The organism is Aeromonas sp. FL131 (assembly GCF_049860615.1).
GTDB classification, from domain to species: Bacteria; Pseudomonadota; Gammaproteobacteria; order Enterobacterales; family Aeromonadaceae; genus Aeromonas; species Aeromonas hydrophila.
This window is the reverse complement of record NZ_CP187595.1, coordinates 3,882,574-3,906,304: the sequence shown is the minus strand read 5'-3', so window position 1 is coordinate 3,906,304 and position 23,731 is coordinate 3,882,574. Positions and strand designations below refer to the sequence as shown.

Sequence of the window (23,731 nt, the reverse complement as noted above, 5' to 3'; positions counted from 1 at the left end):
CCATCGGGAGGCTCGCAAGCCCGTGCGAGCCGGGATCTGCGCCAATCTGGCAAGTTGGCCTGCAACTTGCTGGTTTTATTGCCAATGATGGGGCCTGGCGCCTCATGCCATCGAATCAGCGACCTCGTCATGCCGGATCGGCATGCAGACCGGAGCCCCCATGGATATCAAACCCTACAGCCAGCAGCTTGCCCAGAGCGCCTCCAACAACCGCGCCCTCGCCACCCTCAGCAGTACCGACAGCGGTCAGGGGGGCGGCTGGGAAGATCTGGTCAACCTCTCCTCCCAGCGGATCACTGGCCAGGCCCAGCAGGCGCTGACCTATGAACACCTGGCCAAGAACAGCAAGCTGCCGCCAGCGCTCGACATCGGCTCCGACAAGGGCGGCGTGATGCAGCAGCTGGTGGACAAGGCGCTCGGTTTTGATCGCAAGAAGTTCAACGAGATAGAAGAGAAGCTCAAGACGATTGCCGACAACAAGCAGCTGACTGCCGAGGAGCGGGCGGAGCAGAGCAAGCCGCTCAACGAGCAGCGGGACGCCATGTTGCAGGATGCGATGGACCGCCTCACCGGCAAGAAGAGCAGCGCCAAGGAAGAGACCAAGAACGCCTGAGCGGCGGGATGACTCGAACGGCAATCCATGGTCGGTGGGGGCAATCACTTGCCCCTGTGCAGGCACCAGCGGGTTGCCGATGCGGCGCAGCACGGGCCGCTCTGCGCCGCTATAACGGCAGCAAAAAAGGGAGGGCGGCTGCCACTCCCTTGGTGACCGGACGGAGCCCGGCCGCTGCATCGACTCAGGCCGTCGCTACTTCTTCTCGGGCAGAATGCCGATCCCCACCGCCTGGGTCTGCACGGCCTTGATCTGGTCGCCCTTGGCGATGAGCGCAAACTGGGCCGGGTTGTGCACCTTGAGCACCAGGGTATGATCCACCCCCTTCACCGTGATGGTCTGCTGCCCCTTGTCGACCGCGATGACGTCGCCATAGAGAGTGACCTTTTTGCCGATCCCGGCGCCCGGCTTCTCGCCTGCCTCGGCCTTGTCGGCCGCCACTTCCACGACACGTTTTCTCACCCCGGCGGTGCCCTTGAGCAGCTCCAGATCCAGCATCTGCATGTATCTCAGTGCTACCGTATCGCCCACCTTGAGGTTGGCCAGGTTGGTGACCTGCTCACCGGCGACGATGTCGAATGCCTCGCCGGCGGCGTTTTTCAGGCTGACCTTGCGGCTGGCCATATCGATGGCAGTGACCGTGGCCTGGGCCGAGACGGCTTCCACCAGATTGGCCTTGCCAGGGGCCGTGGTGACTTCGGCCGCCACCTCGGCGGCCTGTGCCAGGCAGGTCGAGAGGGAGAGCAAACCGGCAATCCATGCATGCTTGAGTTTCATGTGTCAGACCTTATCAACAAAAGAGTGAGGAGGGTGGGAGCGGGGCGATGAGAGTGGAACACCCGGTTCCCAGAGAGACCATAGCAGAGCGGCACGGAAACAGGAGTGGCGCCGCATCACATCTTTCCGCTAGCCCGGCCCCCGCTGCGCAATTTGATAGCCGGCTCCCGTTTTTTGACCTGCCGGAGCCACAGGCGCACAATTCCCCTGCATGCATTCAACCGAGGGCTCTGCCGTGTACAACTTCCAATATGCCAATCCTACCCGCGTCTGTTTCGGTGACGGCCAGATCGCCAGGCTGCCCGAACTGATCCCGGCCGGCAGCCGCCTGCTGGTGCTCTACGGCGGCGGCAGCATCAAACAGAACGGGGTCTATGAGCAGTTGACCCAGGCGCTGGCGGGACGGGAGTGGCTGGAGTTTCCCGGCATCGGGGCCAACCCCCAGTACGATCAGCTGATGGAGGCGGTGGCCCTGGTCAAGCGCGAGCGCATCGACTTCCTGCTGGCGGTCGGCGGCGGTTCCGTGGTGGATGGCAGCAAGTTCGTGGCCGCCGCAGCCTGCTTCGAGGGGGCGGATCCCTGGGAGATCCTGCTGCACAAGGCCCCCATCAAAGGGGCGTTGCCGCTGGGCTGCGTGCTGACCCTGCCGGCCACCGGCTCGGAGAGCAACCCGGCCGCCGTGGTGAGCCGCGGGGAGGCCAAGCTCTCCTTCATGAACCCGCTGGTGCAGCCGGTGTTTGCGGTGCTGGATCCCACGACCACCTACAGCCTGCCGCCACGCCAGGTGGGCAACGGGGTGGTGGACGCCTTCGTCCACATCATCGAGCAGTACCTCACCTTCCCGGTGGGGGGCGAGGTGCAGGACCGGCTGGCGGAAGGCCTGCTGCAGGTGCTGGTGGACAACGGTCCGCGCGCGCTGGCGGAGCCTACCAACTACCAGGTGCGCGCCAACCTGATGTGGGCGGCCAGCCTGGCGCTCAACGGCCTCATCGGTCGTGGCGTACCGCAGGACTGGTCCACCCACGCCATCGGTCACCAGCTCACCGCCCTGCACGGGCTGGATCATGCCCAGAGTCTGGCGGTGGTGCTGCCCTCCCTGCTGCGCGAGCAATCGGCCCAGAAGCAGGAGAAGCTGGCCCAGTTCGCCGAGCGGGTATGGCACTCCAGCCGCGAGGACAAGGCGCTGCGCATCGAGGAGGCGATCATCCGCACCGAGCAGTTCTTCCAGCAGATGGGAGTGGGCACCCGCCTCGCCGACTACGGTCTGAGCGAGAGCTGCATCCCCGGCATCTGCTCCAACCTCAAGCGTTTCGGCCTGACCGCCCTCGGGGAGCAGCAGGACATAGATCCCGACAAGGTAGCGCGGATCCTCTCTCACGCCCTCTAGGCCTGAGGCCCCTGGCCAAGAGGCGATCCGGACAATAAGTGCAGCCAGGATCCTGTCCCACGCGCTCTGATCATCTGGCTGTCGATCAGAAAAAAACGCCCCGATCTCGGGGCGTTTTGCATGGTGTCGCCAGGCGCGGCCGTTTATCCGGCGCTGCGGTCCAGCTCGCGCTCCAGCGCCGCTGCCTTCTGGCGGGCCGGATGGGTGTTGAGTCGCTGCCAGTAGGCCTGCAGATGCGGGAACTGGGCCAGCTGGCCGCTTTGCGCCAGCAGATCCACCAGGAAGGAGTTCAGGATGTCGGCGCCGGTGAGGCGATCGGCCACCAGATAGCGGCGGCTTGCCAGTACCTCATCGAGGTAGCCCAGCACCTTGGCGCACTCGGCCTTGGCGTAGTCCGGCAGGAAGCGCATCGGGCTGCCGTCCTTGCGCACGAACATGTCGAGCAGCAGCGGCAGAATGCCGGAGCTCTCGGCGAAGTGGAGCCACTGCAGGTATTCGGCATAGTCCGGGCTGTCGGTGGCCGGGGCCAGCCGTTCCGGGGCGTGGCGGGCGATCAGGTATTCGGTGATGGCGCCCGACTCCGCCAGTACCCGGCCGTCGAACTCGATGACCGGCGACTTGCCGAGGGGGTGGATGGCCTTGAGCTCGGGCGGTGCCAGAAAGGTGGTGGCATCGCGCTGATAGGCTTTGATCTCATAGGGCAGGCCCAGCTCTTCAAGCAGCCAGATGATGCGTTGGGAGCGGGATTTGTTCAGGTGGTGCAGGACTATCATGGAAACCTCGACGCAGTGACGGAAGGCGGTGATACGCAGCGGCGCGGTGGCGGGTTCACCGCTGGCCAAAAAAGAGCGGGCTGGATGCCCGCTCCTGCGTTGACTGACTCAGGCCTCCAGCGCCTGATCCAGATCCGCCAGTATGTCCTCGATGGCCTCGATCCCCACCGACAGCCGGATCATCTCAGGTTTCACCCCGGCCTTGGCCTGCTCTTCCTCGCTCAACTGGCGATGGGTGGTGGAGGCGGGGTGGCAGGCCAGCGACTTGGCGTCGCCGATGTTGACCAGCCGCTTGAAGATCTTGAGCGCATCGTAGAAGCGCACGCCCGCTTCGTAGCCGTCCTTCAGGCCGAAGGAGAGGATAGCCGAGGGGCGGCCGGCCATGTATTTCTCCGCCAGCAGGTAGTGGGGGTGACCCGGCAGACCGGCGTAGCTGACCCAGGCCACCTTGGGGTGATGCTTGAGGTGATGGGCCACCCGCAGGGCGTTGTCCACGTGGCGCTCCATGCGCAGGCTCAGGGTCTCCAGCCCCTGCAGCAGCAGGAAGGCGTTCATTGGCGCCAGCGCCGCGCCGGTATTGCGCAGCGGCACGGTGCGCACCCGCCCGATGAAGGCGGCCGGGCCAAAGGCCTCGGTATAGACCACCCCGTGATATGAAGGTTCGGGTTTGGTGAGTTGGGGGAAGCGCTCGGCGTGATCCGCCCAAGGGAACTTGCCCGAGTCGACGATGACGCCCCCCAGTGAGTTGCCGTGGCCGCCGACATATTTGGTCAGGCTGTGCACCACGATGTCGGCGCCGTGTTCGATGGGTTTGCACAGCACCGGGGTGGCGACCGTGTTGTCGACGATGAGCGGCACGCCGCGGGCGTGGGCCACCTTGGCGAAGGCCGCCAGATCGACGATGTTGCCGGCCGGGTTGCCGATGCTCTCGCAGTAGACCGCCTTGGTGTTGTCGTCGATGAGGGCGGCGATGGCCTCGGCGCTGTCATCCTTGGCGAAGCGCACCTCGACCCCGAAGCTCGGCAGCATGTGGGCGAACAGGGTGTAGGTGCCGCCATAGAGCTGGGGGGTGGAGACGATGTTGTCGCCGGCGGCGGTCAGCGCCTGGATGGCGTAGGTGATGGCGGCGGAACCCGCCGAGACCACCAGGCCGGCGATGCCCCCTTCCAGCGCGGCCATCCGCTGCTCCAGCACATCGTTGGTGGGGTTCATGATGCGGGTGTAGATGTTGCCTGGCACCGCCAGATTGAACAGATCCGCCCCGTGCTGGGCGCTCTCGAACTCGTAGGCCACCGTCTGGTAGATGGGTATGGCAACGGCCTTGGTGGTGGGGTCGCTGGCAAAGCCGTGGTGCAGGGCCAGGGTCGCATCTTTCATCACACACTCCTTGTTGGATGTTGCTGGGTAGCAGTTATAGATGGATAGACGTCCAATCTATCAGGCCCAGCGCCGATGTAAACCACCCAATCCGGCAAAGCAATTGCGCCCGCTGGCGAACTGCGCCCCTCCTTGTGCGATCCGGGAGAAGGGGGCTCAGAGGCGGCGGCGATACTCCCGATCGTCGATCTGGTTCATATCCCACTGCATCAGGCGGTTTAGCTGGCTCATGGGAGCCTCGATCAGGGTCAGCGGCCTGGGCAGGATCCGCTTGAAGTAACGGCGCAGGATCTGCTGGATCCGGTTCGGTTTGATGGGGTTGGCGTGGCTCATGATGGTGCTCCTCTGCTGTGGTTCTCACGTTCGCCAGCAGTATTGAGCTAAAATGCGGAAGTAAAAACTGATGACTTTCAGCAACAGGATTTCCTCTTTTATGCCTACCAGCCGCCTTTACCAGCAATTCCAACGGCTCGCCCAGCAGCTTGGCTGCGACGAGCGGGAGATCAGCCTCGCCGAGGTGGCGGATCTGCTCTGCTGTACCCCGCGCAACGCCCGCCTGCTGCTGCGCCGCATGCAGGATCAGGGTTGGCTCGGCTGGGCGGCGGAGGCCGGGCGGGGGCGGCGCTCCCGGCTCACCCTGCTCGACAACCAGGAGAGCCTGACCCGGCGCCGGCTGCGGGATCTGCTCAGCCAGGGCCAGCTGGCGCAGGCGGTGCGGCTGGCCGAAGATCGCCTCGATCTGCTCACTCCGCTGCTGATCGAGCAGCTCGGCCAGGCCACCCGGGAAGGGCGCCAGATCCTGCGGGTGCCCTACTACCGGCCGCTGCCGCGCCTGCTGCCCACCGGCCCGCTGCGCCGCTCCGAAATCCATCTGAGCCGCCAGATCTTCAACGGCCTGACCCGGCGAAATGAGGAAAATGGGGAAATCGAGGGGGATCTGGCCCACCACTGGGAGTGTCTGGGCCCCTGTCACTGGCGCTTCTACCTGAGGCCGGCGGTGCGTTTTCACCACGGCCGCGAGCTGGTGGTGGAGGACGTGGTGGAGAGCCTGCTGGTCTTGCGCGATCGCCCGCTGTTCGCCCATCTGGCGCGGCTGGAGAGTCCCTGGCCGCGCACCCTGGATCTTCATCTCGACAGCCCGGATCCTCTGCTGCCCCAGCTGCTGGCCGAGCCGGTGGCGGCCATCCTGCCGCGCGAGCTCAAGGGGGAGGCGGGTTTTGCCCTGCAACCGGTAGGCACAGGTCCTTACCGGGTGACCGCCAACGATCCGCTGCAGCTGTGCCTCGAGGCATTCGACGACTACTTCGGCCTGCGCGCCCTGCTCGACGAGATCGACATCTGGATGCTGCCGGAGCTGGCGGAGCGGCTGGAGAGTCACCTGCAACTGGGGCGCGACAGCCCCGAGCTCGGCACCATGCGCGGCGAGTCGGAGCTGGAATCCGGCTGCTACTTCCTGCTGCAGGACGACAGATCCGCCCCCTTGCAGGATCCCGCCCTGCGCCAGTGGCTGGCCGGCCTGCTCAACCCCATTGCCCTGATGGCGCGGGTCGCCCCCGAGCTGCAGCGAGGCTGGACCAGCGCACTTGGCCTCTTGCCCCACTGGCGCGAGGCGCAGCCGGCCCCGCTGCCGACGCCGAAACAGCTGCCGCGCCAGCTGGTGCTGGCCTGCTTCAACCAGCACCTGGAATTCAACGAGTGTGCCAACGCCATGAGCAGCCTGCTGGCAGAGCAGGGGATCCGGCTCGAGGTGCGCACCCTGGATTACGGCCGCTGGGTGAGCGGGGCGGACGAGGACGTGGATCTCTGGCTCGGCACTCTCAACCTGGAGCACGAACATGCCTTCGCCCCCTACGCCTGGTTGCAGGGCACCCCGCTGCTGCGCAAGGTGTGGGGCAGTCAGCAGCGTCTGTGGCAGGGGCTGACGCAGTGGCGTGCCAGCGGTGAGGAGCCGGGGCCGCGCGCCTTGCTGGCAAGCGTGCAGCAGCAGGGCTGGTTCGTACCGCTGTTTCACCACTGGCTGGAGCTGGAGAGCCGGGTCGGCGTGCACGGGGTGCGGATGACGGCGCTCGGCTGGTTCGATTTTCGCAGCGCCTGGCTGCGTCCGGAGCTGGCCGTCGGCGCCGGCGATACGACGGGGGAGCTTGAGTCCAAAGGCGGGCCGCGTTAGCCTGAGCGCGGTCCAACGACAAGGAGTCGATATCCATGCTGGAAATGCAGATCCAACCCCGTTTTCAAGAGACAGATGCCCTCGGCCACATCAACAACACGGTGCCGGCGGTCTGGTTTGAATCGGCCCGCGACCCGCTGTTTCGCATCTTCTCCCCCGAGCTGGATGTGCACAACTGGCATCTGATCATCGCGGGCTACACGGTGCAGTTCAAACGGGAGCTGTTCTACGGCCAGCAGGTATTGATCAAAACCGGGGTCCGCCGGATCGGCTCCAGCTCCTTCACGCTCTGGCAGGAAGCCTGGCAGGGGGACGAGCTGGCGGTGACCGCCGAAACCACCCTGATCCATTTTGACTACCAGTCCCGCCAGTCCATCCCCCTGAGCGAGCGCCACCGGGAGGGGCTACGGGCCTGGCTGATAGAAAGCTAACCTTGGCCCACCGGCCAATCACAGGACACTTATGCGCAATACCGTGATCGCCCTGAGCCTCGGCTTGGGACTGGGGCTCTGCTCCCTGCCTTCCGTGGCGGCCTCCCTCGCCGAGCAGTTCTCCCTGATGGAAAAGGGGGCCGAGAGCGCCCTCGATACCCGTCTGTTCAGCCACGACGGCGTCGACATCAAGGCCTGGGTGGATGGCGCTCCCGTCATCATCGCCGTGCCCATCATGAACGAGCAGGGCAAGCTGGAAGGGGAGAGCCGCTACTACTTCAAGGGCGGCAAGCTTTTCGGGGTGAAGGAGCCCGCCGCCCAGTTCGCCTTTGACGACGGCGGCAAGCTGACCCAGTGGCTGGACGAGAAGGGCCAGCCCGCCGAGTTCGTCAGCAAGATGAGCATGCAGCAGCGGGAAGTCTGGCTCACCAAACGGGCGGCCGAGCTGGGCAAACTGTTTGCCCAGAGCCCGGCCGAACAGAAGGCGGCCAAGGGGGGCGTCAAGCTCAAGGGAGCGGAGCTCGCCCACTGGCTCTGCAACGGCAAGCTGATGGCACTGGCCGGGGGTGACAAGGTGACCTTCGAGCAGGCCAAGCTCAAGACCCGTGCCGAGGGCATCGAGGGGGAAGTCTCCCTGCGCCAGGAGAAGGGGTGGCAGGATCTGAGCCTCAAGTGCGAGGTGCAGGGAACCCAGGTGACCCGCCTCACCTGGCAGCCGCTGCCGGGCGCCAACAAGCCGCTGTAAGCACGGTTTCAGCATGAAGCGAGGGGGCCCAGATATGGACCCCCTTTTATTTATTGTGGTGACGACTCGCCCAGCCTGAGCCGGGTGAGGGCTTCCACCCGTCGCCACTGGTCGGGCTCGAACCAGCGCGCCAGGATCTCCGGCTGCTGTTCGGCCCGGCGCTCGTCGGGCAGGGGCTTGAGTTCGGCCAGATAGCCGGCCAGCTGTTGCTCGAATCCCTGCTGACTCTCCGCCAGCAGGTGCAGCCGGTCCGCCGCCTCCGGCCCCAGTTGCTCGCGCAGCACGGCGTCCCGCTCGGTCGCGGGCAGCCGCTCCAGACTCTGCAGGTCGCCGAGCAGGCGGCTGTTGGCCTCCGCCTCCCGAAACCACTGGGGCTGCTCCGCCAGCCAGAGCTCGAGCTCGCTCGCCAGCAGCGGCTTGTCGGCATCGCCAGCCTCCGCCAGCGCCTTGCGGCGCAGGGTCCACTGCTCCATCAGCCGATCTTCGGCAAACAGCTGCTCCTGCTCGGCCGGGGTGAAGCTCTGCTGGCGCAACTGCTCGCGCTCGTCGAACAGCACCTGCAGGCTGGCCAGACCCGGATCGGTCGGTACCGTCAGGCTGCCTTCGGCGGCGAGAAAGGCTTCATAGCGGGCCTGCAGCGAGTTCTCATCGGGCGAGGAGGCCGCCTGCCGGGCCTGGGTGGAGCTCGGCCCTGCCTCTTGCGCCGGGGGAGCGGCTGGGGTGGAGTTCAGGGCGGACCACAGCTGCCAGCCCCCCAGCAGAAGGGCCGCTCCCAGCGGAGCGGCTATCAGCCATGCCTTGCTCATAGCCCCAGTCTCTGCAGGCGGTTGGCGTGCTGGCGATAGAGGCTGACCGGGTCGGTCTCAAACAGGTGGCGAATGCCGAACGACTGGTTCACCTCGTCCAAGTGGTTCATCCGGTAGTCGGTGCCGATCACCTTGCCGAGGTGGCTGCTGCACACCCCGACCAGGCCGTCGTTGTGCTCCTTGAAGAAGCTGCCGGTCAGCGCCAGCGCCGGATCCACCGGATCCAGGATGTTGGTCATGGTGCCGCGTCCGCTCCAGGAGAAGTAGTAGACACCATTGGCGGCCTGCATGGGCCCTTCGCCACAGTACTGGCTGGGCAGCCCCTCGGGGTAGCGCTGGTTGAAGCGCTGGGCGCCGGCGCTGGTGAGTGCGTCGAGGGCGGCGAGGGGATCCTGCGGCAGCTGGCTGCCCCCGGAGAGCAGCGAGATGACCCCGGACAGGGCGGAGGCGGCGGCCACCGCCAGCTTCTCGGCCACCGAGCCCGGTGCCACGTTGGCGCGCACCAGATCGGCGATCTCCGAGCCGTAGTTGACCCCGCCCACGCTGGTGGCGGAGGCGACCAGCTCGGGGGCGACCGAGGCGACGTAGCGAATGGTGGGGCCGCCGTGGGAGTGGCCGATGAGGTTTACCTTCTCCGCCCCCGTGATGGCCAGCACCTGCTGCACCTGCCTGAGCAGCTGCTCACCGCGCAGTTCCGAGCTCTGGGTGGCGGAGACCTGAGCCACATAGACCCTGGCGCCATCCCGGGTCAGCGCCTGGGGGATGCCGTAGAAGTAGTCGACCCCGAGCAGCTTGTCGAAGCCGAACAGACCGTGCACCAGCACTATGGGGTAGCGGGTCTGGGTATAACCTGCCGCCTGGCCCAGCATGGGCAGGGCGCACAGCAGCACCAATAGCCATTTTTTCATCTTGTCCATCCTTGTGAATAAGGTTGCCGCAGCGGCAACCACTGGCCTCATGCCAGTACCAACCAGCATGACGGAGCGGGACGTTTGCATCTGTGCAAATGATCACCAAACAGACAGATTCAAAAAAGCCCTACCCATATGGGCAGGGCTGTTGGCGGTGCCGGCACAACTATCCCTTGTGTTCGCCGCTTACATAAGTTAAATAATAATTATTATCATTTGTGGTGTTAAGGATCATGGCGGCGAGCTGGGTAAGAGGATGGGTGGGGACGGAGGAGAGCGACAGCAGCATGGTGCACTGGAAGGTGCAGACCATGAGCGGCAATCGCCACTTCGATGCCGGTGAACACGGCAAGGCGCTCTCCTGCTATCAGCAGGCGCTGTGGCTGGCCCGCCAGCAGTTTGCCGGCTGGCCCGACGTGGACGAGGCGGTCGCTGCGCTGGTGGTGGCCCACCACAATCTGGCGGATCTGCTGGTCGCCATGGCGCGGCCGGAGCGCGCTGCCGACCTGTTGTGCCACATCCACGACTGCCTGCTCGCCACCAGCCAGTCGCCGGCCAGCCCCGATCCTCTGCGGGATGCGGCCTTGCGCCATACCCGCAGTACCCATGCCGAGCTGCTCGCCTTCCTGCGCAAACACGGCAACCACGACGGCATCCGCCGCTGCCTCGGTCAGTGCCTGTGCCAGACCGGGTCCGCCCGCCAACTGCATTAATCACAATAAACAGAGGTGACCATGAGCCATACCCTGCCAGCCCTTGCCTATGCCTATGACGCGCTGGAACCCCACATCGATGCGCTGACCATGGAGATCCATCACAGCCGTCACCATCAGGCCTATATCAACAACCTCAATGCCGCCCTGGCCGATCTCCCCGAGCTGGCGGTGCTGCCGGTGGAGGAGCTGCTTGCCCGTTTCGACAGCCTGCCTGGCAAGGTGCAGGGGGCGGTGCGCAATCACGGCGGCGGTCACGCCAACCACAGCCTGTTCTGGCAGGTGATGAGTCCGCAGGGCGGTGGTGAGCCAGCCGGCGAGCTGGCTGCGGCGATCGAGCGGGATCTGGGCGGACTGGAGGTCTTCAAACAGGCCTTTACCCAGGCGGCGCTGAGCCGTTTTGGCAGCGGTTGGGCCTGGCTGGTGGTCGATCGGAGCGGCAAGCTGCAGGTAGTGAGCAGCGCCAACCAGGACAGCCCCCTGCAGGATGGGCTGGTGCCCATTTTGGGGCTGGATGTGTGGGAACACGCCTATTACCTGAAGTACCAGAACAAGCGTCCCGACTACATAGCCGCGTTTTACAAGGTGATCGACTGGGACGAGGTGGCGCGGCGTTACGTGGCGGCGCTGGCCTGATCGCCGGAAATACCGAGCCCAATGAAAGAGACCCGCCTGTTGGCGGGTCTCTGCTATTGAGGGGTCGGCGCGCTGCTGGTTGCTGCCGCTGCGCTGGCGGCAGCCGGATTATCCACGGGCGTTGCCTCGCTCGGCACGGCTGCGCTGGTGGTCTGGGCACTGCTGGTTGGTGTTGCCGCACTGGCGGCAGCCGGGTTATCCACGGGCGTTGACTCGCTCGGTGCAGCTGCGCTGGTTGCCGCCGCCGCACTGGTGGCGGTGGCAGCGCTCACTGCCGCTGCCGGTTTGGCCTTCGGCTTATGAGGGGGCGGTGCAATGGGCAGGCAGGGCTGGCTCGCCCCTATGGTGCTCAACGCCTGGCAGGGGACCGGGCCGCCGATGACGATGGGCTCGCCGAGGAACTTGGGACCCTTGTCCAGCACGTAGAGGTCGAGCAGCCCCATCAGGCGGGCGAACACCTCGCGCACCCGGGTCTTGATGCCCTGATAGGCGCTGGGGTCCACGGCGTTGAAGCCGACCGCCTCGATGCCGAAATGGCGGGCGATGAAGATGGCGCGCTCGTTGTGAAAGGCCTGCGAGACCACGGTGAAGTGGGCCTGACCGAACACCTCCTTGGCTCGCACGATGGAGTCCAGGGTCCGAAAGCCGGCGTAGTCGCTGTAGATGGCGTTGGCCGGGATGCCGGCCTGGATCAGGGCCCGCCGCATCTGGCGCGGCTCGTTGTACTGCACGGTGGCGTTGTCGCCGGAGACCAGGATGTAGTCCACCTTGCCGTTGTTGTAGAGCTCGGCGGCGGCCTTGATCCGGTACTTGAAGTAGTGGTTCGGGCTGCCGCCAATCAGGTATTTGGAGGTGCCGAGCACCAGGGCGACCCGGTTGTAGGGCACCGCATTGACGTCGTCGTAGGTGTAGTGACGGGCGTCCGAGACGGTCCACTCGCTGTAGCCCAGCAGTGTGGCGACGGAGGCCAGCAACAGGCAGAGGCAGGCGAGCAGGATCTTGGCAAACTTCTTCATGCGCGGTGCGGTTCGGGTCTGAAGTAAGAGGTGACAGAGGGTCATTCTATTACAAGTTGCCGCCGTACGTCAGGCTTGATGACCGCCCAAGACGTCACTCGGGCAGAGGTTGTCGCAGGGAGAGGTCGGCTAACTGCTTGATCCTGAGCCGATTAAAATCGTTCATAAGCAGGGGCGGCCATGGCCGCCCCTTGTCATAGCCGTCTCGTCCTCAGTGGGAGGAGTCGTTGGCCTTGCACTCGTCGGAGTCCTTGTTGGCTTCCCACCAGGGCAGCAGCTCGCGGCCGAGCCACTGCTGGTAGGCCTCGCTGTCATTGGCAATCAGCTGGTCCAGCTCGGCTTCGAAGGCGCTCATGGCCTGCTGCTGATCCGGGTTGCGCAGGGCCTGGGCCATGGCCAGCCAGCTGGCGCCGCGACCGGTCTCGTTCAGGAAGCGGTGCACCGTGTAGGACCAGGAGTAGACCATCTCGCCACCCTTGTCGTAATCCAGGTGCAGGATGTCGGCCAGGGCCGGACGGTCGCTGGCCGGGCGGCCGGCGACGTTGTCCAGACCGCGGGCGAAGCACTGGCCGTGGGCGATGAACTCGGCCAGCCCTTCCGACCACCAGGTGGTGCGGTTGAGCGGGTAGTGGCCGAAGCTGCCGTATTGGTTGAAGCGGCCGTCCAGGTAGTGCACGTACTCGTGGCGCAGGTTCCACACCTGGAACGCTGGGCGCTTCCACTCCGCCTCGTAGGCGAAGAAGCGGGCCTGGTTGCCGGGGCGAGCCGGATCCCCTTCAAGGTAGATGCCACCGTTGTCGGTGGAGACGCCGCCGAACAGGGCACTGCCGTAGCGTTTCCAGTCGTCGGAGGAGTTGAAGACCACCAGTTCCAGCGCCTCGTTGTGATCATCCGCCACCGGCTGCCAGCCGGTTTCCATCTGCTGGTGGAACTGCTGCTCTTCGGCCCCCAGTTCACGGCAGATCCCCTCGGCCTGATCCATGGTCAGATCCTGGGCCCGCAGGCGCAGGGTCGGCGAGCAGGTGTGCTCGAACGGCAGCACGTCCTCCACCCGGACGGGGGTGCAGAGTCCGGCGAAGTCACCGCTGATGCAGGCTTCGCTGGTGCGGTCCGTGTAGGTCAGGTAGTAGGTGGAGAGGGTCAGCGACATGTCTTCCAGCAGATCCTGACTCTGCTGGCCGCCGGGGATCAGGTCGTGGTGGCGAACCAGTGCGATGACGGAGTCATCCAGCAGCTTGCGGTAGCCGTCGAGCTCGTCCGGGCGGGTATAGCGGGCGACCCGGTAGAGGCGGGTGTAAGCATCCAGCACGTTGTTGAGCAGGAACAGATCGGCGCCATCCCGTCCCTTCCACAACGCGAGCTCGCTTATGCCGAGGGCGTGCAGCTGCTTGCGCAGCTCGCCGTCCTGTTGGCGGAAGTCGTTGGCGAAGGGATCGCTGTAGTCGCTGGCGAAGTCGAGGAAGTTGAGCAGATCGAACAGACCGGTCGCCCAGGCGTGCTGGCCGTTGATCTCGCTGGCATGGCGGGTGCTGTAGGCCAGCATCTGGTTGAACTCGCCGAGCAGGGTACCAAAGCGGCCCTGCACTGCCGGGCTCTTGAACTGGCCGTGCAGGGCGATGCTCCAGGCACCCATGACGGCGCCTACCTCGTCGCTGGCCTGCTCCGGGAAGAGCAGCGGATGGGCACCCAGCGCCGTCAATGCCTCGGCCAGCGCCTCGGCTGCGGCCGGGCCGTCTTCCTTGTGCTTGCCGTAGTTGTGGTAGTTGTGGGCACGCACGTATTCCAGCAGCAGCTTCATGGCCGGATGGGCCGGCTGATTGGCCGCCAGCAGGCTCTGGATGCCGCGCGACACGGCCAGCAGCTTGGTGTCATCGTGACCATAGTTCTCCTGCCAGACCGGTGCGGGCTGGCCACTGGCATCCTGCACTATCTTGGCCGCTTCGGCGTCCAGCATCTCGGTGCCCGGCAGATCCGGCTCGGAGCAGGCGCGGCCGTCGGCACGGCGACAGTCGAGTTGCTCTTCCTTGCTGGCCAGCACGATGGGGCGATTGAGCACCCGGTTCTCCTGCCACTCGGTTGTTTCCGGCAGGGTCTGCCATTCGCTGCCCCCCACCGGGTATTGATAGCCGGTGTCCTTCAAGACCACCTGCACCTCGCTGCCGGCGGGCAGGGTCTGGCGGCACACCCGGTAGCTGATGGTCTTGTCCCCTTCCTGACGGGTCTGGGGTTCATCGCACTCCTGCTGGGTCTTGGCCTGTTCCAGCAACCAGGTGTACTGGCGCCAGACGTACAGCTCGCTCACCTGCTTGGCGGCCTGGCTGCCCGCGATGGGCTGCAGGCGGAAGAAGATCTGCTCGAGGCGGCCATCCCGTTCATTGGGAGTCTCTTCCAGCACCTTCAACTGCTGCCAGTTTTGCGGCAGGTACTGCCATGCCTGCTCGGCGCAGCGGCCTTCGGCGTTGAGCTCGCAGCGATCCAGCTCCTGCTCGCTGTGACCCAGGATGACCCGCTCCGCCAGCGGCAGACGATCCTGACGCGGCGCGGTCGGGGTGCCTGCCAGTGGCTCCCAGCGGCCCTGCTTCATGCCGTAGCCAAAGTCATAGCTGCTGGCCGGGACAGCCTTGCCAGCCGGCACCACCTCTTCACAGCTGAGGTAGCGGATCTGCCAGCCCTGCTCGATCTTGAGCTGCGGCTCGCCGCACTGCTGCTCTGCCAGTGCGGCCAGGTTGGCATCGCTCCAGTCGAAGCGGCGATACACCCTCAGCTGCTGATAGGGGGCACTGCCGCTGCGGGCGCTCAGCTCGTAGGTCACTTCGGTGAGACGATCCCCCAGCTGACGGCTGGATTCACCTTTGAGTTGATACTGTTGCCAGTCGGAGGGGGAGTAGTTGGCCAGCGCCGAAGTGGCAAACAGGCCCGGTGCTGCCAGCAGCAGCAACCTGGTACCCAGATTGTTCATTTTTATCCCTTTGTTTGATTGTCTGCGTGATTGACGCGTGCAATCTAGTCAGCCCCAAAAGGATATCAACCCACCAATCAGGCCATATAAATCATTCATTTAGATTAAATCAAAATAAAGCGAGCCCCATTGGGGGCCTTGTTGATAGCAAGGACTCATCTGCCATCTGGGGGGGATCTCAGTCTGAGGCCAGCAACTGTGATCAAAGTCTCGTTTGAGGTTCTTTTGCCAAGCGGGAATGCGACAGTAGCAAGCTGGAGATCAAGCAGGGAAAGTGCTGGTCTACCTGCGTAGAAAGCAGGGGTCATAGTGAGAAGCCGCCGGGCGGCAGTTGGCATGGCAACCAAGGAAAACAGAAGGGGGGTTGGTGGATGGAGAACCGTGATTAACGATGGCAGCCTAAGTGAGGCTGTGGTGGCTCATCCTGCAAAAGGCGAACAGATCCGCCCGAGGTAATGAACAACCCCGGGCAGATGGCAGGAACAATCCGATCAGAGGTAGCTGACGGTGACGATGGCCATGTTGCTGCTGCCGGCAGACAGCTTGTACTGCATGGTGCTGCTGATGGTATTGAGGCTGCCGGCTTGCTGCAGGGTGGCCAGATCCATGGTCTGGCGCTGAGTGCCGGAATAGCAGGTCACGCTGTTGTCGGCGAAGTCGCAGGGGGCTTCATAGATGGTACCGGTGAAGGTGATGGTGCCGTCGGCAGCGGAGGCAGTGGCAGGCAGCAAGGCAGCACCCAGCAGCATGGCTGCGGCGGCAGAAGAAGCGAAACGGATGGCGCTGTTGCGAATGGAAGCGGTAGAAGTGTTCATTTTTATGTCCTTTTCGTCACATGTCGTTGTACGAAAAGGGCAACGCAATCAAAGAGAATGACACAGATACAACTGATGACATCGCTCTTCTCAGATGGCAGCTCCGCTGTCTTAGGTTATGAACCCTTAGACCGGTGGCTTTGCGTCCCGACCTTTCGACCGGTTTGCCCTTTACTCTATGTTTAGATGGCGTTGTTGATCAAATCCGTCGCTGGATGGCCGTTCCCCAACCCGTTGATACCACTCAATTCACTGGCTGGCGAACAGGCATACCAAGCCCTATCAGCTTGTTCATCACCTTCACGCCAGCCAGGATTTCGCCCACCTGGGCGTTGTAGTTCCGCAGGCTCAGCGTTGGCCCGATGAGTTGCTTGAACCGGTACATGGCGGTCTCGGCTATCGAGCGCTGGTGATAGCCGGAGTCTTTCTTCCATTGCTTCAGTTCACCGGCCTTGAGCGCCGTCACCGCCTCGTTGCGGGGATGGTCTTCCTCCCACGGTGCCGCATTTTTTCTCGGCGGTATGGTGGCTTTCGCCCCCTTCTTCTTCAGTAGCGCATGACAGGCCTTGGTGTCATACGCACCATCGGCGCTGACCTGTTTTATCTTGCGTCGTAAGGGGTTGAGCAACGTCGGTAACACCTCGTTATCCGCCACCGTCTCCAGGCTGACTTCGGCAGCGATGACCGCATGGGTTGTGGCATCCACCGCCAAGTGGAGCTTGCGCCACACTCGTCGCTTCTCCTTGCCGTGTTTGCGAATTTTCCATTCGCCTTCGCCATAGACCTTGAGGCCGGTGGCATCAATGACCAAGTGAGCCACCGGGCCTTGGCTGGGGAGGCGGTACTTGATGTCGACGGTCTTGGCGCGCTTGCTGATACAGCTATAGTCCGGCGACTGCAAAGGCACCGCCATCAGTTGGAACAACGAGTTAATGAAGCCTTCTAGCGCCCGCAGCGGCAACTTGAACAAGCCTTTTAGCATCAGGGCCGTCTCAATGGCGGTGTCACTGTAGTGGAAACCTCTCCCTCGGCGGCCATGGTGGACCAGGCAATGCCACTGCTTAATGGCTTGTTCGTCCATCCAGATGGTCAACGAACCGCGTTGCACCAAGGCTTGGTTGTACTGCTGCCAGTTGCTGATCTTGTGCTTGGACTTGCCCATCTGATGCTCTCGGAGACTGCGCTACAGGATCAGATCACCGAGATGACAGATAGTTCCCCGATTTGAGCAACAAGGCCTGTTTAGATGATAACACCCCACTTTGAGAAATCAATCGCCATAAAAAAGTATGGGATATCAGTCACAAATAAAATTTTATATATGACCGTGACAGGAAATATATGGTCTGGCCCATATTAGGCGGTATATATCCAATCTTGTTCATCACTATTGGCTACTGGTTTTCGACGAAGCCTTATTCTGTGGTGAAAATACATGGCTGGCATCTGGTGAATTAAAACCAGGGTCACACAGGAAGGTGGCAAGAGCAGAGATATCAACTTTCCTCCATGCCTAATGGGTTAAAATGATTACCTGATTACCTGATTACCTGATTACCTGATTACCTGATTACCTGATTACCTGATTACCTGATTACCTGATTACCTGATTACCTGGCTATATGGGTGAGCCGTTTTGACTATTGCTTTATAGGTATTTTTAGAATCACCTAAAATACTGCTCAAACATTATTTTGTTGTGTTTTTGTTAATGTTTGTTAAGTGATTAAAAATATCCGATTTCAAATTATGCAATGGGTGTTTGCTATATGAGCTTTATTTATTTCATGGCGTTCGCCAATGTTCCGGTTTGATTTTAAGTGATTGTTTTATAGGTGTTTATAACTGAATTTATAAAAATCAAAATGTATTTGATGTGCATCATATGAGTCGTTAATTTGTCCATCAAGCAAAAGCGGAACACGGTTTTCTGCACAGACGACAAGGATGTATGTAGTTGTGCAGATGAGGTGTAGCGGGAACTGCCCCTGATGCGGTGTGCTGCTTTTGCTTATTTAAATAGACCTTAAAAGGCACAGCTGATTATTGGCATGACCCCTCACCGGCTTAATGAGAGGTTGGGCACCAGCAGTTGCTGTGCAGTATATCGCGGCATCACTGAAGATCGTGACTCCAGCATGATTGGAGTGATGCAGTACAACACACGTTAATCACGTTAATGTAGGTATAAACGAATGAAAGCTAACAAGATTCTGGTTGCTATGGGTGTTGGTTCCATGTTGCTGTGCGGCTCCGCTGTTGCTGCCGGTGGCGCTGGTTCAGGCAAAGTCACCTTCAATGGTGAAATCATCAACGCTCCTTGCTCCGTTGCTCCTGAGTCTGTTGACCAGGTAGTTGAAATGGGTCAGATCAGCACCAAAGAGCTGGCCAGCGGTGGCGAGTCCAACTCCAAGCCGTTCAGCATCAAGCTGCTGAACTGTGAAATCTCCGACAAGGAAGATGCCGTCAAGGTAACCTTCAGCGGTGCCAAAGACCCGGTAGATTCCAGCCTGCTGGTTATCGGTGGTGGTGACGCCGCTGGTGCCGGTATCAAGATGACCGCTCCGGGTGGTGCCCCGATCGTACTGGGTACTCCGACTGCCGCCTTCGGCCTGGTCAACGGTGACAACGAGCTGCCCTTCAGCGCCGTGCTGAAAGGTTATGCCGATCAGACCGCCAACCCGCTGAAAGCCGGCGCTTTCACTGCAGTGACCAACTTTACTCTCTCCTACGAGTAATAGAGTGCTTTAACGTGTGACCAGGGTTGTGGTGGTGCGAGCCACCACAACCTCACACATTCTGTCTCCTCACATCGAACCTTGATCATGAAAACTTCAATGATGGCAGCCATGGTGCTGCAGCTGGTGATGATGGCGGGGTCAGTCCACGCCAATGAACTCACGGATGGACTGGCCGAATCGGGCTGTACGCTGGAGGTGCTGCGCAGCATTCCGCTGCAGGCTCAGCAACCGGGCACACTGAAAATCAGCGGCTGTCAGGTTGAAGGGGCGACGGAGGCATCACTGCCTTTTATTTCCATGTCTGTGCGCGGTGCCATGAGCGATGAGCTGGGCATTCTCAACAACGGCCAATATCACAAGGTATCCGGCGAACGCTTTATTGTTTCGGATATCGTCAACAGTGATCTGGAATTCAATTTGGGGCTCACCAGTAGTCAGCTGTTTTTTCCGGACAGTACGACACTGTTTGAACTCAATTATATGTAAGCAAGCCAATTGCTTAGTGTAGATACCTCATTACGTGAGACCGTTATGCAATTCCTAGAGTGAAAATATGAGCGTTTCAACATCAAACTCTGTGAGAAAAAAACATTATTCAAAAATGGTTTTCATGCTATGCGTGCCCGGCCTGATGGCGGTGGCAAATCACGCATTGGCAGAAACGGAGTTTAATATTGATGCACTCGATCTGGACGAACGGACCAAGATCGACCTCTCCCAGTTTGCCGACGAAGGTTACATCCTGCCCGGCGACTACTACCTCGAGATCGAGGTCAACAAAAACAAGCTGCCCCTGCAGAAGATCCCTTTCTACGAGACTGACACCGGCAAGGGAAAGGGTGGGGTGGCCTGCCTGCCGCAAGAGGTGATCCCCAAGCTGGCGCTGACCGACGAGGCCATCGCCAAGATCGATACCTGGCACGATGGCCAGTGTGCCAACCTGCTGGCGCTGGACGGCGTGGTGATCGCGAACGACATAGGTAACGGCTTGCTGCGCATCGCCGTGCCCCAGGCGTGGATGAAGTACAGCGATCCCAACTGGATTCCGCCCGAACAGTGGGATGAAGGGATCCCGGGGATGATGCTGGATTACAACATCAACGCCCAGGTCAACGAAGGGGATGGTTACTCCAACCGCAACATCAGCAGCTACGGTACGCTGGGGTTCAACTATGGCGCCTGGCGCCTGCGGGGCGACTATCAGGCCAGCTCTTACTGGGGCGACAATGAACGGACATCGACCGAGCTGAACCGTATCTATGCCTATCGCCCCTTGACCGATATGGCTGCCAAGCTGACGGTGGGCGAGCAGCAGCTCAACTCCCAGCTGATCGACGGCTTCCGTTATACCGGCGTCAACCTGGCCAATGACGAGCGCATGTTGCCGCCAAGTCTGCAGGGCTATGCGCCGGAAGTGAGCGGCATCGCCAAGACCAACGCCAAGGTCACCATCTCCCAGTCCGGCCGGATCATCTATGAGACCAACGTGCCGGCCGGTCCGTTTCGCATCCAGGGGCTGGACAGTTCGGTGCGCGGTCGTCTCGACGTGCGGGTGGAGGAGCAGGATGGCAGTGTCAGCTCGTTCCAGGTAGACACCGCGACCGTCCCCTATCTGACCCGTCCCGGTTACGTCCGATACAACCTGGCGGTGGGTGCGCCTTCCGAACAGACGGATTCGGTGCACGATGTGCACGGCCCTGCCTTTGTGACCGGTGATTTCTCCTGGGGGGTGGCCAACTCCTGGTCGCTGTACGGTGGCAGCCTGGTTGCGGGTGAATACAACTCCATGGGGCTCGGTATCGGTCGCGATCTCTATGCCTTCGGTGCCATCTCGGCCGACCTGACCCAGTCCATCGCCAAGCTGCCGGGCCTTTCCACCAAGATTGGCCAGTCGGTGCGGGTGAACTACGCCAAGCAGTTTGATGAATACAACAGCTCGATCACCTTCGCCGGTTATCGCTTCTCCCAGCACAACTTCATGACCATGTCGCAGTTCCTGAGCAACAAGGATCGGCTGGAGAACAACACCACGACCTCGAGCGATGACTACAACACCTGGGGTGACAAGGAGCTCTATACCATCACCGCCAACAAGACCTTCTGGGCGGAAGATGCGGCCAAGGCGCTGACTGTCTATCTGGACTACACCCACAGAACCTATTGGGATCACGAGGCAGAGGATCGCTACGGCCTCTCCATCAACAAGAACGTGAACATCGGCAGCTTCAAGGATGTCTCCGTCTATGTGTCGGCCTACAAGACCAAGACCGAGAACTACGAGGATGACAAGAGTGTCATGCTGACCCTGAGCATGCCGATCGGGGACAGAAAGAGCGCGGGATACAGCGTGCAGTCCTCCAATGGCAAGGTCACCCATCTGGCCACCTATCAGGATTACAGCCGGCCCGATGATACCTATCAGCTGGGGGCGGGCGTGCAAAGCAACGGCCACGCCGTGGCGCGGGGTTACTACAACCATAACAGCGACATCGGGGCGGTCAGCCTCAATGCCTACAGCGTGCAGAGCGAATACACCTCGGTCGGGGCCAGCCTGCGTGGCGGTCTGACGGCGACCCAGCACGGTGCGGCCCTGCACCAGGCGACCCGTCGTGGCGGTACCCGCATGATGGTGGATACCGACAAGACCTCCGGCGTCTCCTTCAACAATGGCCGCGCCGTGACCAACCGCTTTGGCGTCGCGGTGATCAGTGACATGACCGACTATCGCAAGAGCGATACCCGGGTGGACGTGGATCAGCTGGGCGACGACATCGATGCGATGAACGCCATCAAGCAGGGGACCCTGACCGAGGGCGCAATTGGGTATAATGCCTTCGAAATCGCCGAAGGGTTTAAGCTGCTGGCCAACGTCAAACTGCCTGATGGCTCAGTGCCGCCGTTTGGCGCCACCGTCGTCAAGGATTCCGGCCGGGTGCTCTCGGTGGTGGATGAAGATGGCCTGGTCTATCTGACCGGGGTGAAACCGAATGAAGCGTTTGAACTCTCATGGGGCGGGGCCCGCCAGTGCAAGATAGTGGCACCGCAACAAGTAACCGATCTGTCGATGAAGACTCTCACTTGCAAGTAATGGGATACCGATGAAAAAGCTGCTCTCTTATACCTGTCTGGCCGTGCTGGGCATGACCTCGCTCAACGTCAGCGCTGCCATCGTGCTGGACCGTACTCGTGTCGTCTATCCGGGCGGTGCCAAGTCCATCAGCCTCAACATCAAGAACGAGAACCAGAAGCTGCCCTACCTGGCGCAGGCCTGGATTGAAGATGCCCAGGGCCAGAAGATCGCGTCTCCCTTCGTGGTGCTGCCGCCGGTACAGCGGGTGGATGCCAACCAGAAGTCCATCGTGCGTATCGCCAGCGTGCCGGCCATCGACAGCCTGCCCAAGGATCGCGAATCCATCTACTACTTCAACCTGCGCGAGATCCCGCCCAAGAGCGAGAAGAGCAACGTGATGCAGATTGCCGTGCAGTCCAAGATCAAGCTGTTCTACCGCCCCGAGGCCATCCTGCCCGAGCGCGGCGCCATCTGGCAGGATCAGGTGCTGATCACCAAGCAGGGCAAGGCCCTCAAGGTCAACAACCCGACTCCTTACTACATCACCTACGTGGGCCTCGGCCATCCACAGGGCAAGGAGCGGACCACCATCAAGGGTTTCTCCGCCTTTATGGTTGCCCCCAAGTCAGAGCAGACGGTCACCATCCCGGAAACCCTGGGCAATGAATTTGTGATCAGCTACGTCAATGACTACGGCGGATATATGGATATCAAATACCAGTGCACAGGCAATGCCTGTAAAGCTGTGAAGGAGAGATAAAGATGATATTGCGTACCGGTGTACTCGGTATCATGTTCTTGTCCATGCCGGCATTGGCTATCAATGGTGAAGTCAGGGCTGCTACAAAAACTTATGATATTGAGCTTAAAAAGGAAGACATCGTTAACGAGGTAGGTGCAAGAAAAGAGTTTAAGTGGGATTTGAATGGTACTTACCCTGGTACGGCATTCTGTCCAGATCGGGATATTATCGATCAACCTATTTATTACAAGGCAGTAATGAGTGCAGGGTTACCCAGCGTTGGTGGTGGATTTGTCAAGTTAAACGAATTTTTGGATCTCAAGGTTGATATCTGGATTGAAGGTGATCGTCGGGCATATGTTACTGCCCCTTTTACTGAAGAATCCAATTTGGGTAGGTTTACCTGCTACAAGAGAAAGGGCTCTGCAGATTTCGGTTTTAGAAGTGGTAGCAAGGGAATTGTGACGTTTCGCGTTCGTAAACCCATCATCAATGGCGTACAAATCGACGACCATGAAATAGTCGAGATGTTTGGTCGTCTGGGCAGAACGGATTCCGGATTCAATAACGAGGTCATGTCCAGAATCGTTATCAAGTCCTCAGTGTTGTATGTGCCAGAAAAATGCACCATCAACGGAGGGCAGACGATTGAGGTCGAGTTTGGTGACTTGCCTGGTTCCGGGCTGGATGGCAACAACTTTGAAAAAACGGTACCACTTAATTTCGTCTGCAGTGGTGGTGTATTTGACAAAGGGTCATCACTGAAAATAAATCTCGCCATTTCTGGTAAACCCACATCATTTAGCCAGAGTTATCTCAGAACCACTCGAGATGGATATAAAGGTGGTGACGTTATCAAGGATCTTGGTATCAAATTCAAACAACTGGATGGCTCGACACTGAATCTGAATGACTGGTATCCAGTTTCCATGCAGGGGAATATCGGTGACTGGGGTTTTATTGCCGCCCCGATAAGCCCTGCTGGCGCAGAAGTTGCTGCGGGTGATTTCTATGCAACCGGCACTATTGTTGCCTCATTCCAGTAGGAGTCG

The 23,731-nt window shown here is 61.1% G+C and carries 22 protein-coding genes and 1 riboswitch; of the genes, 12 read left to right on the top strand and 10 right to left on the bottom strand.

What is annotated here, in order from left to right:
• Positions 1-160: 160 nt before the first annotated feature.
• On the top strand, positions 161-613 hold the full coding sequence (locus ACPW75_RS18080; RefSeq protein ID WP_077097556.1) for a hypothetical protein: 453 nt from the start codon (positions 161-163) through the stop codon (positions 611-613).
• 195 nt (positions 614-808) lie between these two features.
• On the opposite strand, the gene ACPW75_RS18075 is transcribed toward ACPW75_RS18080, so the two are convergent.
• The gene (locus tag ACPW75_RS18075) at positions 809-1,390 is read right to left on the bottom strand and encodes a hypothetical protein (RefSeq protein ID WP_017408897.1); all 582 of its coding nucleotides are present in this window, start codon (positions 1,388-1,390) and stop codon (positions 809-811) included.
• A gap of 211 nt (positions 1,391-1,601) precedes the next feature.
• Between ACPW75_RS18075 and ACPW75_RS18070 the strand changes: the two genes are divergently transcribed.
• A complete protein-coding gene (locus ACPW75_RS18070) occupies positions 1,602-2,777 on the top strand; it encodes an iron-containing alcohol dehydrogenase (protein ID WP_077097558.1) in 1,176 nt (391 codons plus the stop codon).
• Between the two features lie 143 nt (positions 2,778-2,920).
• Here ACPW75_RS18070 and ACPW75_RS18065 read toward each other — a convergent pair whose 3' ends face one another.
• The 3 genes from ACPW75_RS18065 to ACPW75_RS18055 all read right to left on the bottom strand — a co-directional run bounded on the left by ACPW75_RS18065 (position 2,921) and on the right by ACPW75_RS18055 (position 5,260).
• Complete coding sequence (locus ACPW75_RS18065) at positions 2,921-3,550, bottom strand: glutathione S-transferase family protein (RefSeq protein ID WP_179101497.1); 630 nt, start codon at positions 3,548-3,550, stop codon at positions 2,921-2,923.
• A gap of 108 nt (positions 3,551-3,658) precedes the next feature.
• Complete coding sequence (locus ACPW75_RS18060; RefSeq protein ID WP_077097561.1) at positions 3,659-4,927, bottom strand: O-acetylhomoserine aminocarboxypropyltransferase/cysteine synthase family protein; 1,269 nt, start codon at positions 4,925-4,927, stop codon at positions 3,659-3,661.
• A gap of 156 nt (positions 4,928-5,083) precedes the next feature.
• The gene (locus ACPW75_RS18055) at positions 5,084-5,260 is read right to left on the bottom strand and encodes a hypothetical protein (protein WP_077097563.1); all 177 of its coding nucleotides are present in this window, start codon (positions 5,258-5,260) and stop codon (positions 5,084-5,086) included.
• A 100-nt stretch (positions 5,261-5,360) separates the two neighbouring features.
• On the opposite strand from ACPW75_RS18055, the gene sgrR reads away from it, so the two are divergent.
• Genes sgrR through ACPW75_RS18040 form a run of 3 tightly spaced genes read left to right on the top strand, consistent with a single transcriptional unit; the run spans position 5,361 to position 8,270 of the window.
• On the top strand, positions 5,361-7,094 hold the full coding sequence (sgrR, locus tag ACPW75_RS18050; protein WP_179101493.1) for an HTH-type transcriptional regulator SgrR: 1,734 nt from the start codon (positions 5,361-5,363) through the stop codon (positions 7,092-7,094).
• Positions 7,095-7,129: 35 nt separating this feature from the next.
• A complete protein-coding gene (locus tag ACPW75_RS18045; protein WP_039215100.1) occupies positions 7,130-7,525 on the top strand; it encodes an acyl-CoA thioesterase in 396 nt (131 codons plus the stop codon).
• Between the two features lie 31 nt (positions 7,526-7,556).
• Complete coding sequence (locus tag ACPW75_RS18040) at positions 7,557-8,270, top strand: hypothetical protein (protein ID WP_077097567.1); 714 nt, start codon at positions 7,557-7,559, stop codon at positions 8,268-8,270.
• A gap of 50 nt (positions 8,271-8,320) precedes the next feature.
• Here ACPW75_RS18040 and ACPW75_RS18035 read toward each other — a convergent pair whose 3' ends face one another.
• Positions 8,321-9,076, bottom strand: a complete 756-nt coding sequence (locus ACPW75_RS18035; protein WP_077097569.1) for a lipase secretion chaperone — start codon at positions 9,074-9,076, stop codon at positions 8,321-8,323.
• Positions 9,073-9,984, bottom strand: coding sequence for a lipase family alpha/beta hydrolase (locus ACPW75_RS18030; protein WP_179101494.1), 912 nt, complete (start codon positions 9,982-9,984; stop codon positions 9,073-9,075). Before ACPW75_RS18030 ends, ACPW75_RS18035 begins: the two co-directional genes overlap by 4 nt.
• A 290-nt stretch (positions 9,985-10,274) precedes the next feature.
• On the opposite strand from ACPW75_RS18030, the gene ACPW75_RS18025 reads away from it, so the two are divergent.
• Together ACPW75_RS18025 and ACPW75_RS18020 are read left to right on the top strand one after the other, a co-directional pair.
• Positions 10,275-10,700, top strand: coding sequence for a hypothetical protein (locus tag ACPW75_RS18025; RefSeq protein WP_043125593.1), 426 nt, complete (start codon positions 10,275-10,277; stop codon positions 10,698-10,700).
• A 21-nt stretch (positions 10,701-10,721) separates the two neighbouring features.
• Positions 10,722-11,336: a superoxide dismutase gene (locus ACPW75_RS18020; protein WP_077097573.1), complete on the top strand. Its 615-nt coding sequence runs from the start codon at positions 10,722-10,724 to the stop codon at positions 11,334-11,336.
• Between the two features lie 53 nt (positions 11,337-11,389).
• Here the strand turns inward: ACPW75_RS18020 and ACPW75_RS18015 are convergent, their stop codons facing one another.
• The 4 genes from ACPW75_RS18015 to ACPW75_RS18000 form a co-directional block, all read right to left on the bottom strand.
• Positions 11,390-12,352 (bottom strand): SanA/YdcF family protein, encoded by a 963-nt coding sequence (locus ACPW75_RS18015; RefSeq protein ID WP_179101495.1) that lies wholly within the window; start codon positions 12,350-12,352, stop codon positions 11,390-11,392.
• Between the two features lie 211 nt (positions 12,353-12,563).
• Positions 12,564-15,311: a collagenase gene (locus tag ACPW75_RS18010; protein WP_077097575.1), complete on the bottom strand. Its 2,748-nt coding sequence runs from the start codon at positions 15,309-15,311 to the stop codon at positions 12,564-12,566.
• Positions 15,312-15,802: 491 nt separating this feature from the next.
• Positions 15,803-16,126 carry a fimbrial protein gene (locus tag ACPW75_RS18005; RefSeq protein WP_179101496.1) on the bottom strand — a complete coding sequence of 108 codons (324 nt, stop codon included), beginning with the start codon at positions 16,124-16,126 and terminating at the stop codon, positions 15,803-15,805.
• Between the two features lie 93 nt (positions 16,127-16,219).
• A riboswitch (cyclic di-GMP riboswitch) is annotated at positions 16,220-16,305 on the bottom strand.
• Positions 16,306-16,370: 65 nt separating this feature from the next.
• Positions 16,371-17,288: an IS5 family transposase gene (locus tag ACPW75_RS18000; RefSeq protein WP_024946304.1), complete on the bottom strand. Its 918-nt coding sequence runs from the start codon at positions 17,286-17,288 to the stop codon at positions 16,371-16,373.
• A gap of 1,033 nt (positions 17,289-18,321) precedes the next feature.
• Here ACPW75_RS18000 and ACPW75_RS17995 point away from each other — a divergent pair.
• The 5 genes from ACPW75_RS17995 (at position 18,322) to ACPW75_RS17975 (ending at position 23,725) form a co-directional block, all read left to right on the top strand.
• Positions 18,322-18,864 carry a fimbrial protein gene (locus ACPW75_RS17995; protein WP_011704492.1) on the top strand — a complete coding sequence of 181 codons (543 nt, stop codon included), beginning with the start codon at positions 18,322-18,324 and terminating at the stop codon, positions 18,862-18,864.
• Positions 18,865-18,963: 99 nt separating this feature from the next.
• Positions 18,964-19,353: a hypothetical protein gene (locus ACPW75_RS17990; RefSeq protein WP_016349292.1), complete on the top strand. Its 390-nt coding sequence runs from the start codon at positions 18,964-18,966 to the stop codon at positions 19,351-19,353.
• A gap of 67 nt (positions 19,354-19,420) precedes the next feature.
• Positions 19,421-21,955 carry a fimbria/pilus outer membrane usher protein gene (locus ACPW75_RS17985; RefSeq protein ID WP_077096675.1) on the top strand — a complete coding sequence of 845 codons (2,535 nt, stop codon included), beginning with the start codon at positions 19,421-19,423 and terminating at the stop codon, positions 21,953-21,955.
• Between the two features lie 10 nt (positions 21,956-21,965).
• Complete coding sequence (locus ACPW75_RS17980) at positions 21,966-22,697, top strand: fimbrial biogenesis chaperone (RefSeq protein WP_077096674.1); 732 nt, start codon at positions 21,966-21,968, stop codon at positions 22,695-22,697.
• Between the two features lie 2 nt (positions 22,698-22,699).
• Entirely contained in the window at positions 22,700-23,725 is a 1,026-nt protein-coding gene (locus tag ACPW75_RS17975; protein WP_077096673.1) for a fimbrial protein, read from the top strand.
• Positions 23,726-23,731 lie beyond the last annotated feature (6 nt).